General features: G+C 63.4%; 10 protein-coding genes and 1 pseudogene. 6 read left to right on the top strand and 5 right to left on the bottom strand.

Annotated elements, in window-relative coordinates; translation table 11 throughout:
* Nucleotides 1-15: 15 nt before the first annotated feature.
* The 3 genes from P9292_RS15470 to P9292_RS15480 form a co-directional block, all read right to left on the bottom strand.
* On the bottom strand, nt 16-981 hold the full coding sequence (locus P9292_RS15470; protein WP_309959887.1) for a glycerophosphodiester phosphodiesterase family protein: 966 nt from the start codon (nt 979-981) through the stop codon (nt 16-18).
* 219 nt (nt 982-1,200) lie between these two features.
* On the bottom strand, nt 1,201-2,370 hold the full coding sequence (locus P9292_RS15475; protein WP_244828696.1) for a porin: 1,170 nt from the start codon (nt 2,368-2,370) through the stop codon (nt 1,201-1,203).
* A 344-nt stretch (nt 2,371-2,714) separates the two neighbouring features.
* Nucleotides 2,715-4,082: a YihY/virulence factor BrkB family protein gene (locus P9292_RS15480; RefSeq protein ID WP_309959889.1), complete on the bottom strand. Its 1,368-nt coding sequence runs from the start codon at nt 4,080-4,082 to the stop codon at nt 2,715-2,717.
* A 237-nt stretch (nt 4,083-4,319) separates the two neighbouring features.
* Here P9292_RS15480 and fdnG point away from each other — a divergent pair, with 237 nt between their 5' ends.
* From fdnG to P9292_RS15495, 3 genes are read left to right on the top strand one after another with little or no spacing between them, the layout of a single operon-like run.
* A complete protein-coding gene (fdnG, locus tag P9292_RS15485; protein ID WP_309959891.1) occupies nt 4,320-7,397 on the top strand; it encodes a formate dehydrogenase-N subunit alpha in 3,078 nt (1,025 codons plus the stop codon).
* A gap of 10 nt (nt 7,398-7,407) precedes the next feature.
* On the top strand, nt 7,408-8,340 hold the full coding sequence (fdxH, locus tag P9292_RS15490; RefSeq protein WP_244828693.1) for a formate dehydrogenase subunit beta: 933 nt from the start codon (nt 7,408-7,410) through the stop codon (nt 8,338-8,340).
* Entirely contained in the window at nt 8,327-8,977 is a 651-nt protein-coding gene (locus tag P9292_RS15495) for a formate dehydrogenase subunit gamma (protein ID WP_244828692.1), read from the top strand. Before fdxH ends, P9292_RS15495 begins: the two co-directional genes overlap by 14 nt.
* A gap of 12 nt (nt 8,978-8,989) precedes the next feature.
* On the opposite strand, the pseudogene P9292_RS15500 reads toward P9292_RS15495, so the two are convergent.
* Nucleotides 8,990-9,335: pseudogene (locus P9292_RS15500) on the bottom strand (type II toxin-antitoxin system ChpB family toxin).
* Nucleotides 9,329-9,580, bottom strand: coding sequence for a PbsX family transcriptional regulator (locus tag P9292_RS15505; protein WP_309959893.1), 252 nt, complete (start codon nt 9,578-9,580; stop codon nt 9,329-9,331). Before P9292_RS15505 ends, P9292_RS15500 begins: the two are co-directional and overlap by 7 nt.
* A gap of 119 nt (nt 9,581-9,699) precedes the next feature.
* Between P9292_RS15505 and fdhE the strand changes: the two genes are divergently transcribed.
* The 3 genes from fdhE to selB all read left to right on the top strand — a co-directional run bounded on the left by fdhE (nt 9,700) and on the right by selB (nt 14,057).
* Nucleotides 9,700-10,677, top strand: a complete 978-nt coding sequence (gene fdhE, locus P9292_RS15510; protein ID WP_309959895.1) for a formate dehydrogenase accessory protein FdhE — start codon at nt 9,700-9,702, stop codon at nt 10,675-10,677.
* A gap of 63 nt (nt 10,678-10,740) precedes the next feature.
* Nucleotides 10,741-12,147: an L-seryl-tRNA(Sec) selenium transferase gene (gene selA, locus P9292_RS15515; protein ID WP_404989446.1), complete on the top strand. Its 1,407-nt coding sequence runs from the start codon at nt 10,741-10,743 to the stop codon at nt 12,145-12,147.
* Nucleotides 12,144-14,057 carry a selenocysteine-specific translation elongation factor gene (selB, locus tag P9292_RS15520; protein WP_309959897.1) on the top strand — a complete coding sequence of 638 codons (1,914 nt, stop codon included), beginning with the start codon at nt 12,144-12,146 and terminating at the stop codon, nt 14,055-14,057. Before selA ends, selB begins: the two co-directional genes overlap by 4 nt.
* Nucleotides 14,058-14,070 lie beyond the last annotated feature (13 nt).

Here is a 14,070-nt window from a genome sequence, read left to right on the forward strand (position 1 = left end):
ACCTTCAAGAATCCTTCAGGGCGCGTTTGCAGGGCACTGCAGCGGCTCGGCGAGGCTTGTCTTGCTCGCGTATGCCCGGCGCGGCGAATCGGCCAGCACGGCGTCCATTCCAAGACACGCGGCGGCGCGATAATCCTCCGCCTGGTCGACCCCGATCGCCAGAATCCGGACCTTGCCGTTCATCTTGAAGCAACTGACCGCCTGCGGCGTCCAGAGTCGCGCATCCACGGCGGAGCGCGCTTCGCCAAGCGTGAACGTCTCGACCAAATCCATCTTTCTCCTGTATTCGAACGCCGTCCATGTGCCTTCGGGCGGCGGCTTTCGGCACTCGTGCTCCAGCGCGACTTGCGCCAGGCGCTCACGCGTCGCATCGCGCGATTCAAAAAGACGCGCTTCGCGATAAGGCGCAAACGCCGCCTGGTAGGCGGCATCCGTCGAATAGATCAGCACGCGCGGCCACGCGCTTTCCTCGCTCAGCACGCGGGCGACAGCGCTTGCCTGCGTTTCGGCGGGCAGCGCTTTCATGTCGAGTATGACCGTCGTGGACGATGGAATGGCCCGCAATGCCTCGGCGAGCGAGGGAATAGGCAACGGCCGCGCGCGATACGGATACTGCTTCTCGCCGTTCGCATCCGTCTGCGTGAAGTTCCAGCCCGCGTTCAGGCTTCGCAACGCGGCGAATTCGTGGCTGGCGACAGTGCCCGTGCCATTTGTGTTTGCGGAGAGATCGGCCGGACGATAGAGCACCGGGACGCCATCGCGCGTGAGTTGCACGGTGAGCCAGATCGCATCCGCGTGATTCGCGAGCGCGGTCTCAATGGCGAGCAGGGTGTTTTCAGGCGCGTCCGCCGCGCCGCCGCGATGCGCGACGATCATTGGCAAAGCGTTACGGGATGCGGCTGGCACAGGCGCGAAACGGCAGGCGCCGAGCAAGACAAGCCAAGCGAAACACGAGACAGCGGCGAATTGGCGCGACAGCATGAACGAATCTCCCCGGATGCTTGGTTATCCGAACGATTGTGCTTTATGCGCGCGCGTCGATGAAGCCCGTCGGCACAATTTGTTGCGGTTCACGCTGGCTCGGAGTGTGGGGCAAAGGCTTCGCACAAGAAAAAACAGCCACCGGAAAACCGGTGGCTGTCGAGGTGTGCTGCTCTATCGTGTGGCGCGGTACTCGCGTACCGGGCCATCCGCTTGTTCTTAGAACTTGTGACGCACGCCGATGATGACGATTTCCTGATGGCTGCTGCCGCTGTCGTAGCCGTAGGAACCGATCGAGGCTTGCGCCGAGTTGATGCCGCCCGTCGTGCCGTCGCGCTGATCGCCGCTTGCGTGCTGGTAAGCCGCAACCGCGTAGAAGTCCGTGCGCTTCGACAGCGAGTAGTCCGCACCCAGGCTGGCCTGGTGGTACTTGGCCGACGTGTCGCCGCCCGACTTCGTGTAGGTGTAGCCCACGCCGAGCAGCAGCGCCGGGGTTGCCTGGAAGTTCACGAAACCGTTGCCGACGTTGAAGTGTTCCGAGCCGAAGCGCGAACCACCGTCTGCCTTGAACTGTGCATTGCTGTACGAACCGCCGACCGTGAACGCGCCGATCGTGTACTGAACAGCGCCGCGAGCGATACCGATTGCGTGCGCCGATGCGTATGCGTTGTTGATCGGGCCGTCGAACAGTGCGTCCGACGTCGTGCTGTTCCACGTGCTTGCGCCCGTCGGCGGAATGCGGCCGGCGTTCGGGTTGTTAGCGTAGAAATAGCCGCCGGCGACTGCCAGGGGACCGTTGTTATACGTTGCAGCGCCCGACCAGGTTTGACCTTGGCCCGTTGCGCCTGCCAGACCCGAGAAGCCGTACAGGCCTTCGACCTGGAAGCCCGCGTAGTTCGGCGAAACGTACTTAACGGCGTTGCTCACGCGCAGCGAGTTGTCGTAGTTGTCGACGTCGCCCGGCGTTGCGAAGATTGCGCCCCAGTAGTTGTCGGCCGTGATGCCTTGGACCATGTCAACCAGCGGATCGTATTGGCGACCCAGGGTGACCGTACCCCACTGATTGCCCGACAAACCGACGAATGCTTGACGACCGAACTCGCGGCCACCTTGGCCGAGACGGCCGGTGCCGATGTCAAAGCCGCTTTCCAACTGGAAAATCGCCTTCAGACCGCCGCCCAGATCTTCTTGACCCTTCAGGCCCCAGCGATCGCCGGACAGATTGCCGTTGATCATGCCGTACAGGTGGTCGCCATTTGCGTTGGCGTTGCTCACATAACCGAGACCAGCGTCGATCACGCCATACAGCGTCACGCTCGTTTGTGCCTGTGCCGCGCCAGCTGCGCCGAGCAGCGCCAGCGAGAGGGACGTCAGTGCGAATCGTTTCATCGAATTCTCCACGCGATTGTTAAATATCGTTGTTGCCGGCGCAGAGAATAACGCAACGTTTCGAATCTTAAGAAACGAAAAAAATTTACTGTCTCGTAAAAGACACAGTTTCTAACGTGGTCTCAAAAAGGGGGATTTCTGTTTGTTTTGAACGGGTTGCGGGTGACAGGCTATCTTGAAATTAGTTCCGCGCTCAATTCTAGGATATTCCAATGGCGCGCGATTACCATCAATCCGATTAACAAACAGCAGCCGCGAGCGGGTATTTTCCTTTCACCGAGGCAACAAAAAACGCCGCGCCCTAGAGGCGCGGCGTTCGTGGAAGGCGAAAAGGGAAATGCGGATCAGCTTTGCAGGTCGTCGCTTTCCCGATGCTCGGAGCTGCGGCGTGTGAGCAACGCGACTGCCATTCCCGCGCTTGCCGCGAAAAACACCGAGCGCCACGGGTGCCGCTTCACTGCGGCATTGGCGGTCGATGCCTTGCGACCCGCGCCCAGCATGGCCATCGCCGTGGCGCGCGTCGCGGTGCTCTCGACGCGCGCGATCTTGCGCGATATCTCTAGCGCCTTCGCCACCGCCGATACCTTCTTGCGCGCCTGTCCCGTCAACAACTGCGCGTGTTGAGCGCGCGCGCCGATGGCACGCCGAGCGCTCGCGGGCACGGGCGCATCGATCCGAGCGCTGGCGGGCGATACGACTGGCGCTGTGCTCGATGCCTCCGTCGCCGCCGCCGATGCGGATGCCGCCGCGGGCATGCCCGTGCGCGTGGAAGCCGCGAGCATCGAACCGATCTTGGCGCGGCTGCCCGGCGGCACGCGTCCCATGTTTTGCTGGCCCCACGCGCCGCGCGGATCGTGCAGACGCGCGCGCGCCGCCGAGAACTCCGCGCCGAGCAACAACACGGCCGCCGAAAAATACAGCCACATGAGCAGAACCGCGAGCGATCCGGCCGCGCCGAACGCGCTGGCCGTGCCTGCGTGCGTCAAATAGAGCGCGAACAGTTTCTTGCCCGCCGAGAACAGCAGCGCCGCGACGAGCCCGCCGACGAGCGCGTCGCGCCACTGCACGGGGGCATCGGGGAGAAATTTGAGCAGCGCGCCGAACGCGACGGTCAGAATGGCGAGACCGGCGACCAACTGAACGATATCGCCGATGATCACGAACGGCGAGTCGCCCCAGAGCCACATGCCGACCGCCTGGATCGCGGTGTCCAACACCAGCGAGACGATCAGGAGAAACGCCACGCCGAGCACGAGTCCAAACGAGATGAGCCGCACGCGCACCATCGCAAAGACGCTCGAGCGCTGATCGCCCGTGAGCGGCCATACAAGATTGAGCGCCGTATTGAGGGATGAAAACGTCGCCGACGCCCCGATCGCGAGCAGCGCGAACGAGATGACCGCCGCGATGCCCGTCCCGCCGCTGCGATGCGCATTCTCGACAATACTCTGCACGCCCGCCGCGCCCTGATCGCCGAGCAGCCCGTTGACCTGATGAAAGAGCTGACCGCGCGCGGCTTCGGCGCCAAACACCCAACCGGCCACGGCGATCACCATGACGAGCGTCGGCGCAAGCGAAAACGCAGAATAGAAGGCGATACTCGCGGCCATCGCGGCGCAGCGATCCTCTGAAAATTTCTTGAGCGCGCCGAGCACCCAGGAGGCGTCCTTTTTGACGACGGCTTCGATCTTCTGTGTGGATACGGAACTCATGGTGGACCTCTGGATACGATGAACGGACTGACCAAACGCGAACGAACGAGAGCAGGAACTATTCCAGTCCAACCGTAAGTCGACGTGACTGGGTGCAACGTTTGGCTCTTGAGCACGCGTCGGCGCAACGCCACAACGAGGCTTCGCATCGAGTCGAAAGTGCCGTGTTCGCCAGCGAAATAGGACAGCGCGCCCTATAATTTCGCCACCCACATTACAAAACGCCGAGGCACTAAAATGCTGCAAATGTCACGGCGACAGTTCCTGAAGGTCTCAGCGAGCACGCTCGCCGGATCGAGCCTGGCGGCGCTAGGCTTCTCTCCGGCACCTGCGCTCGCCGAGGTTCGTCAGTACAAGCTGTCGCGTACCACGGAAACGCGTAATACCTGCCCGTACTGCTCAGTCGGATGCGGCATCCTCATGTACGGCCTCGGCGACAACGCCAAGAATGCGAAGGCCAGCATCATCCATATCGAAGGCGACCCCGACCATCCCGTCAATCGCGGCACGCTGTGCCCGAAGGGTGCATCGCTCATCGACTTCATTCATAGCCCCAGCCGCCTCATGCATCCCGAGTATCGCGCGCCGGGATCGGACGAATGGAAGCGCATCTCGTGGGAAGACGCGCTCGACCGTATCGCCAAACTGATGAAGGAAGATCGCGACGCGAATTTCGTCGAGACCACGGCGGACGGCAAGAAGGTGAATCGCTGGCTGACCACGGGCATGCTCGCGGCGTCGGCAGGCAGCAACGAAGTCGGCTATCTGACGCATAAAACTGCCCGCAGCCTGGGCATGCTCGCATTCGCCAATCAGGCGCGTGTCTGACATGGCCCGACGGTGGCAGGTCTTGCCCCGACGTTTGGCCGTGGAGCGATGACGAACCATTGGGTCGACATCAAGAACGCGGACGTGATTCTGGTAATGGGCGGCAACGCAGCCGAGGCGCATCCGTGCGGTTTCAAGTGGGTGACCGAGGCGAAGGCGCATCGCAAGACGCGTCTCATCGTGGTCGATCCGCGCTTTACGCGCACCGCATCGGTGGCGGATTTCTATGCGCCGATTCGCACGGGAAGCGACATCGCGTTCCTGGGCGGCATCATCAATTACCTGCTCACCAACGACAAGATTCAGCACGAGTACGTCCGCAACTACACGGACATGTCCTTTATCGTGCGCGAGGACTTCGCATTCAAGGACGGCGAGTTCTCGGGCTATAACGCCGAGAAGCGCAATTACGACAAGTCGAGCTGGGACTACGAACGCGGCGACGATGGCTTCGTCAAGGTCGATCCGACCTTGCAGCATCCGCGCTGTGTCTACAACTTGCTCAAGCAGCATTTCTCGACCTATACGCCCGAGATGGTGACGAAGGTCTGCGGCACGCCGACCGACAAGTTCCTCAAGGTCTGCGAGATGCTTGCCACGACCGCCGCGCCGAATCGCGCGGGAACCATTCTGTATGCGCTCGGCTGGACGCATCACTCGGTTGGCGCGCAGATGATCCGCACCGGCGCGATGGTGCAACTTCTGCTTGGCAACATCGGCATGGCGGGCGGCGGCATGAACGCGCTGCGCGGGCACTCGAACATTCAAGGCCTGACCGATCTCGGCCTGATGTCGAATCTGCTGCCCGGCTATATGACCTTGCCGATGGAAGGCGAGCAGGACTTCGACGAGTTCATCAAGAAGCGCGCGACGCAGCCCTTGCGGCCGAATCAGTTGAGCTACTGGAAGAACTATCGCGCGTTCCATGTGAGCTTCATGAAGTCATGGTGGGGCGACAACGCGACCGCCGAGAACAACTTCGGCTTCGACTATCTGCCGAAGCTCGACAAGTCTTACGACATGCTCCAGGTGTTCGAGCTGATGGCGCAGGGCAAGATGAACGGCTATATCGCGCAGGGTTTCAATCCGCTCGCGGCCGCGCCGAACAAGGCGAAGATCGGGCTCGGACTGTCGAAGCTGAAGTGGCTCGTCATCATGGACCCGCTCGCCACCGAGACTTCCGAGTTCTGGAAGAACCACGGCGAGTTCAACGATGTCGACGCCTCGAAGATTCAGACTGAAGTCTTCCGTCTGCCGACCACGTGTTTCGCGGAAGAGCGCGGCTCGCTCGTGAGTTCGAGCCGCGTGCTGCAATGGCACTGGCAGGGCGCGGTCGCTCCGGGCGAAGCGAAGAGCGACCTGGAGATCATGTCGGGGCTGTGGCTGCGCATTCGGCAGGCCTATAAGGAGAAGGGCGGCAAGTATCCCGACCCTATCCTCAACATGACCTGGCCTTACGCGGACCCGGAAAGTCCGACGCCCGAAGAGATCGCGATGGAGTTCAACGGCCGCGCGCTCGCGGATGTCGCCGATCCCACCGACAAGACGAAGGTGCTGGCGAAGAAGGGCGAGCAGTTGTCGAGCTTCGCGCTTTTGCGTGACGATGGCTCGACGGCGAGCGGTTGCTGGATCTTCTGCGGATCGTGGACGCAAGCGGGCAATCAGATGGGCCGGCGCGACAACTCGGACCCGACGGGCATCGGTCAGACGCTCGGCTGGGCGTGGGCGTGGCCGGCGAATCGCCGTGTGCTCTACAACCGCGCGTCATGCGATGTGAGCGGCAAGCCTTTCGACCCGACGCGCAAGCTGATCGCATGGAACGGCAAGGCGTGGACCGGACCGGACATTCCCGACTTCAAGGCCGACGAGCCCCCGGAGAACGGCATGAATCCGTTCATCATGAATCCGGAGGGCGTGGCGCGTTTCTTCGCGCGCGACGGCATGAACGAAGGACCGTTCCCGGTGCATTACGAACCGTTCGAGACGCCGCTCGGCTATAACCCGTTCTTCCCGGACAACAAGGCCGTGGTGAGCAATCCAGCCGCGCGCATCTTCCCGGATGACCGCGCGGCGCTCGGCACCGCCGACAAGTTCCCGGACACGGCGACGACCTATCGCCTGACCGAGCACTTCCACTACTGGACCAAGCACGCGCGGCTCAACGCCATCGTGCAGCCGCAGCAGTTCGTGGAAATCGGCGAGGAACACGCAAAGGAAGTGGGCGTCGTGGCGGGCGAGCGCGTGAAGGTATCGAGCAATCGCGGGCATATCGTCGCGGTGGCGCTCGTCACCAAGCGCATCAAGCCATTGAACGTGGAGGGCAAGAAGGTGCATACCGTCGGCCTGCCGCTGCATTGGGGCTTCAAGGGCCTCACGCAGCCGGGCTATCTCGTCAACACACTGACGCCTTCCGTGGGCGACGGGAACTCGCAGACACCGGAGTTCAAGTCGTTCCTCGTGAAGGTCGAAAAAGCCGAGAAGGCGTAAAGGAGACGAGATGGCTCTGCAATCGCTCGACATCAAGCGCCTCTCGGCCACCACCACGCCGCCGCCGCAAGTCCGCGAGCCGGTGACGGGGACGGTCGCGAAGCTCATCGACGTATCGAAGTGCATCGGCTGCAAGGCATGTCAGACGGCGTGCATGGAGTGGAACGACCTGCGCGACGACGTCGGTCATACGACCGGCGTCTACGACAATCCGCGTGATCTCACCGAACATTCGTGGACGGTGATGCGCTTCACGGAGTACGAGAACCCGAAGGGCGACCTCGAGTGGCTGATCCGCAAGGACGGCTGCATGCATTGCGAGGATCCGGGGTGTCTCAAGGCGTGTCCGTCGCCGGGCGCGATCGTGCAGTACACCAATGGCATCGTGGATTTTCACGAGGAAAACTGCATCGGCTGCGGATACTGCGTCACGGGCTGCCCGTTCAACATTCCGCGTATTTCCAAGGAAGATCATCGCGCGTACAAGTGCACGCTCTGTTCGGACCGCGTCGCGGTCGGGCAGGAGCCGGCGTGCGTGAAGACGTGTCCGACGGGCGCGATCATGTTCGGCACCAAGGTGGACATGATCACGCAAGCGGAGGATCGCATCGAAGACCTGAAGGAGCGCGGTTTCGAAAACGCGGGTCTTTACAACCCGGCGGGCGTGGGCGGCACGCATGTGATGTACGTGCTGCATCACGCGGATCAGCCGCAGCTTTATCACGGGCTCGCGAAAGACCCGCACATCAGTCCGCTGGTGTCGATCTGGAAAGGCGTGACCAAGCCGCTTGCAATGGCGGGTATCGCGCTGGCCGCGATCGCCGGGTTCTTCCACTACACGCGTGTCGGTCCGAACGAGGTGAGCGCGGAAGAAGAAGCCGAAGCACAGCACGAAGCGGAAGAGGCGTTTCAGCAAAGGGAGCGTTCGAATGAAACACGATAGCGAACTGCGCGACGTGAAGGGCAACCGCCTGATCGTCCGTTACACGCCGAACGAGCGCAGCAATCACTGGATCACCGCGATCACGTTCGTCTTGCTGGCGCTCTCCGGTCTCGCGATGTTTCATCCGTCGATGGCCTGGCTCTACGCAATCTTCGGCGGCGGCCAGTGGACGCGCATTCTGCATCCGTTCGTCGGCTGCGTCATGTTCGTCTCGTTCATGATTCTTGCGCTGCGTTTCTGGCATCACAACTATCTGGACAAGGCCGACGTGCAGTGGATGAAGCAGATCGACGACGTGCTGGCCAATCGCGAAGACCGGCTGCCGGAGATCGGCAAGTACAACGCCGGGCAAAAGCTGCTGTTCTTCACGATGGCCGCTTGCCTGCCGCTTCTGCTGTTGAGCGGCATCGTGATTTGGCGGCGCTACTTCTCGTTCTACTTTCCCATCGAGATCATTCGCGTGGCGGCGGTCGTGCATGCGGCGGCGGCGTTCGTGCTGATCGTCGGGATCATCGTGCATATCTACGCGGCGATCTGGATCAAGGGTTCTGTCGGCGCGATGACACGCGGCACGGTCACTTATGGATGGGCCAGGAAGCACCATCCGCGGTGGTTCAAGGAGATCATCGGCAAGTAGGCCGAATGCGCGTCAGTCGAGAATGGCGTGACGGCGCGCTAGCGCGTCGTCCGTCACTTCGATTGGCGCGCGTTTTTCGACTCGCACCGCGCGCTTCGAGGTCTAACGTGCGGACCATGTTGACGAGCGCGACGCCTTGCGTCCTTGTGCCAAGCCCGGCGAGCGGGACTGCGAAACCGGCGTATCGCGCGAAGCCGCCGCTCTGCGTGACAGGCGCGACCAGTGCGGTCTCCAGCGCATTGAATGACGCAGCCGAAAGCGCGAGCCCGCCTGAAGTCGCCTTGTTGCTCATGGCCGATTGCCGGACTCAGGCCGACGTGCGCAATATCCCCGTGTCAAATTTGTTGCCTTTCACCATCGCTCACGTCCTACCGGTTTTAGATTGTTCCAGTCAGCCAATTCATCGGAGATAGGCGCCTTCGGGTCGCACTGCGCCTGCAGTTCCTCGAGCGACAATTCGCGACGAGCCGGCATCGGCATGATTCCCGCCGGGCACACCTCGACATTGAATTTGTCGCCAAGGGTCAGTTTCATGCCTTCCAGCAGCGCGGCGGGCAACCGGACTGCCGCGCCATTTCCCTGCTTCCGTATTGAAAGTTCCATTTTGAATTTCCGTTGGCGTGAACTCATTTTTGTACCTCCGCGCGGAGCATGAGCATCCCTGAGCGCTCCGTTATAAGCTGTTATTCTTGATCCCGCCCCGACCTTCCTTAAGGAATCCCGTGGTCCAACGCATTCTCGAAGCCGCCAAGATCGAGTCTCTCGATCCTTCGGCCATTCCCCGTCTTCGCATGCCCGAACGCGGCACCGTGTTCGCCGCCCGCGCCGCGCGTCTGTTGCAACTCGCCGAAGCGAGCAATCCGATCGCGGGCTATCTGCGCCTCATGGCCGCGATCGCCGATGCGCAGCAACGCATCCTTTCGACCTCCACCGCTTTGATGCCCGCGCGCGAGTCGATCGAACGCAATCAGCAGCATTCGATGCCTATCGTCCCCGCGCTCACCGACGAGCGCGATCCCGCGTGGCGCGACGTGCTGTTCATGCTGCTCGACAGTATCGAAGCCGCGGGCGCGCTCACGCCGCCGCTCGCGCAACTCGTTGCGCGTCTGCGCACGACCGACGCGGCCACGCTCGACACGCAGGCCGACGCGATCATCGCGCTGCGCTTCGCGGAGATCGATCCGGCGGCGGCGCCATTCATCGTCGCCGCGCTGCAAGTGGTGTGGACCGATCTGGCCACGCGCATCGCCGTGTCGGATGTGCCTTATCTCGATGCGCCCGGCGTCTGCCCGCTCTGCGGCTCGATGCCGGTGGCGAGCATCGTGCGCGTCGGCGGCACGCATGATGGATATCGCTACGTGCAGTGCGGCTTGTGCTCGACCGAATGGCACGTCGTGCGCGCCAAATGCTCGAATTGCGACTCCACCAAGGGCATTGCGTATCACGCCATGGGCACGCCCACGGACGACGAAACCGAGGAACAACGCGCCGCCCGCGCGAAGCAGGCCGCGCTCAAGGCCGAGTCGTGCGACGAATGCGGCACCTACAGAAAGATCGGCTATCAGGACAAGGCCTACGACTTCGAGCCTTACGCCGACGATCTGGCAAGCCTCACGCTCGACCTTCTGATGGGCGACGCCGGTTTTCGCCGTGCGTCGCCGCATCCGTGGCTGTGGCCCGAACACGTCGATGAAGCATGAAGGGAAGAGGATAGAAGCGTGAGTAATGTCACCGGCAACAACGACAGCGAATTGCGCGCGCTGATGGCACGAGTGCCATCGGTGGAGCGCGTGCTGGCATCGGCGGCATTCGCGCCGGTCTTGGCCGCGCACGGACGCACGCAGACGCTCGCCGTGCTGCGCGCGTCGCTCGACGCATGGCGCGCCGAAGCGCAGGCGGGCCGCGCATCCGTCGAGGCACTGGCCGATGCGAGCCTCGCGGCAAGCGTCGGCGCGACGCTCGACAAGCGCGCGGAAAGCAGCGTGAAAAGCGTCTTCAATCTCACGGGCACGGTGCTGCACACGAACCTCGGCCGCGCGCTGTTGCCGGATGAAGCGCTGCGCGCCGTCGCCGAAGTCCTGACGCGGCCGGCCAATCTCGAATTCGATCTCGCGACCGGCGCGCGCGGCGACCGCGATGACCTCATCAACGAACTCATCTGTGAACTGACGGGCGCCGAAGCCGCGACGGTCGTCAACAACAACGCGGCCGCCGTGCTGCTGACGCTGTCCGCGCTGGCCGCGCGTCGCGAAGTGATCGTGTCGCGCGGCGAGCTGGTCGAGATTGGCGGCGCGTTTCGCATTCCCGACATCATGAGCCGCGCGGGCGCGAAGCTGCGCGAAGTCGGCACGACCAACCGCACGCATCTGAAGGATTACGACGAAGCGATCAACGCCAGGACCGCGCTCCTGATGAAAGTGCATTGCAGCAACTACGCCGTCACGGGCTTCACCAAGGAAGTCACGCTCGCGGAACTCGCGCCGCTCGCGAGGGCGCGCGGCTTGCCGGTTGTCGTGGATCTCGGCAGCGGCACGCTCGTCGATTTGGCGCAATGGGGCTTGCCGCGCGAGGCCACGGTTCGCGAGACGGTCGAGGCTGGCGCGCAACTCGTCACCTTCAGCGGCGACAAGCTGCTCGGCGGACCGCAGGCGGGCCTGATCGTCGGTACGAAGGAACTGATCGCGAAGATCAAGAATCATCCGCTCAAGCGTGCGCTGCGGGTCGGCAAGCTCACGCTCGCGGCGCTCGAAGCGGTGTTGCGGCTTTATCGCACGCCGGAGACGCTCGCCGAACGTCTCACCACCTTGCGCCTGCTGACGCGTCCCGCGGACGCCATGCGCCTTGCCGCCGAACGCATCCGGCCCGTGCTGCAGGCAATGACCGGTGCGGATTTCGTCGTCGCCACCGAGCCGATGTTCAGTCAGATCGGCAGCGGCGCGTTGCCGGTCGATGTCCTGCCGAGTTACGGCCTCGTCGTGCGGCTCACGAGCGGCAAGAAGGCGGGCGGCCAGTTGAATCGCATCGAGCGCAGACTGCGCGATCTGCCGCGCCCGGTCATCGGGCGCATTGCGGATAACGCGCTGTGGCTCGATCTGCGCTGTCTCGAAGCACAGGACGAAGCCGCGTTCATCGCCCAGTTGGAGATGCGGGCAACGGGCCGCAACGCATGATCGTCGGCACGGCGGGGCATATCGATCATGGCAAGACCACACTCGTGCGCGCGCTGTCGGGGGTGGATACGGATCGTCTGAAGGAAGAGAAGGCGCGTGGCATTTCCATCGAACTGGGTTATGCATACGTGCCGCTCGGCGATGGCGGCGTGCTCGGCTTCATCGACGTGCCGGGGCACGAAAAGCTCGTGCATACGATGGCCGCGGGCGCATGCGGCATCGACTTCGCGCTCGTCGTGATCGCCGCCGACGATGGCGTCATGCCGCAAACGCGCGAACATCTTGCGATTCTTCAGTTGCTCGGCGTGAAAGATGGCGCAGTGGCGGTGACGAAGTCCGATCGTGTCGATGCCGCGCGCCTGAACGAAGTCCATGCCGAAATCGCCGCGCTGCTGGCCGGTACCGCTTTGCTAGACGCACCGCTCTTTAACACCAACGCCACGCGCGATGACGACTCCGGCGTGGCCGCGCTGAACGCGCATCTGCACGATGTCGCCATGTACTGGCGCGCGCGCCGCGACGACGGCTTCTTTCGTTTGGCCGTGGACCGCGTGTTCACGCTCGCGGGCCAGGGCACGGTGGCGACCGGCACGGTGTTCGCGGGGCAGACGAAGGTCGGCGACACGCTGGCGCTCGCGCCGCGCGAGGGCGAAGCGCCGGTTCGTGTGCGCAGCATTCACGCGCAGAATCGCGCTTCGGAGACGGGGCGCGCGGGCGAGCGCTGCGCGCTCAATCTCGCGGGCATCGAGAAGGACGCGCTGTCGCGCGGCGACTGGATTCTCGATGCGCGTCTCGCGCGAGCGTCCGAGCGAATCGACGTCGAACTCACGCTTCTCGCCGATACCTCGCCGGCGCTCACGCACTGGAGCCCGCTGCATGTACATCTGGGCACGATGCACCGCGTCGCGCACATCGCCTTGCTCGACGGCGAAACGCTCGCGGCCGGGCAGACGGCGCGCGTGCAACTCGTATTCGATAAGCCGGCTTGCGCGCTGCCGGGCGACCGCTTCATCGTTCGCAATGCGCAGGCGGATAAAACGGTAGGCGGCGGGCGTGTGCTCGACCCGTTTGCGCCCGCACGCAAGCGCCGCACGCCGCAGCGCCACGCGTGGCTCGATGCGCTCACCGCGATGCTCGACACCGGCGCCATCGACGAACTCTTCGCGCAGTCGCCGTATGGCTTGCGGCGCTCGCTCGTCGAGCATCTTGCAGGTCGAACGCTTGGATCGATGACCCAGCCCGACGGTCTGCGCAGCATACCCATCCACGACGATGCGCTCTTGATCAGCGTCGCGCGATGGGACGCGCTGCACGCGTGTCTGACGGATGCACTCGCCGCCTTCCACGAACGCTTTGCGGACGAGCAAGGCCCGGATACCGCGCGCCTGCGCCGCATGGCCGCGCCGCTCGCGCCCGAAGCGCTGTGGCGCGCGCTCATCGACGACGCCGTGACGCTAGGCACGATTGGGCGAAGCGGTCCGTGGCTGCATCTGCCATCGCATACGGTTACGCTCGATGCCGCCGAGGACGCGCTGGCCCGCGTCGTGCTCTCATCGATCGAGGAAGGCCGCTTCGACCCGCCGTGGGTCAGGGATTTGGCCACCACGCATGGCGTGCCCGAAGACGCGGTGCGGCGTCTGTTGCGCAAGCTCTCGCGCCGTGGCGATGTCTTTCAGGTGGTGCGCGACTTGTTTTACGGACGCGCGTCCATTGCAGCACTTGCACGGCTGGCTGCCGAACATGCAAACGCGAACGGTGCGATAGGCGCGGCCGCATTTCGCGATGCCAGCGCGCTCGGCCGCAAACGCGCGATCCAGGTTTTGGAGTTCTTCGACAGGGTTGGGTACACTCGGTTTCACCGCGACCTTCATCTGTTGCGAACCGACAGCCGCTTGCACGAATCCGTCTGACTATCGAACGTCG

Origin of the sequence: Caballeronia sp. LZ001, assembly GCF_031450875.1 — a bacterium.
GTDB lineage: Bacteria > Pseudomonadota > Gammaproteobacteria > Burkholderiales > Burkholderiaceae > Caballeronia.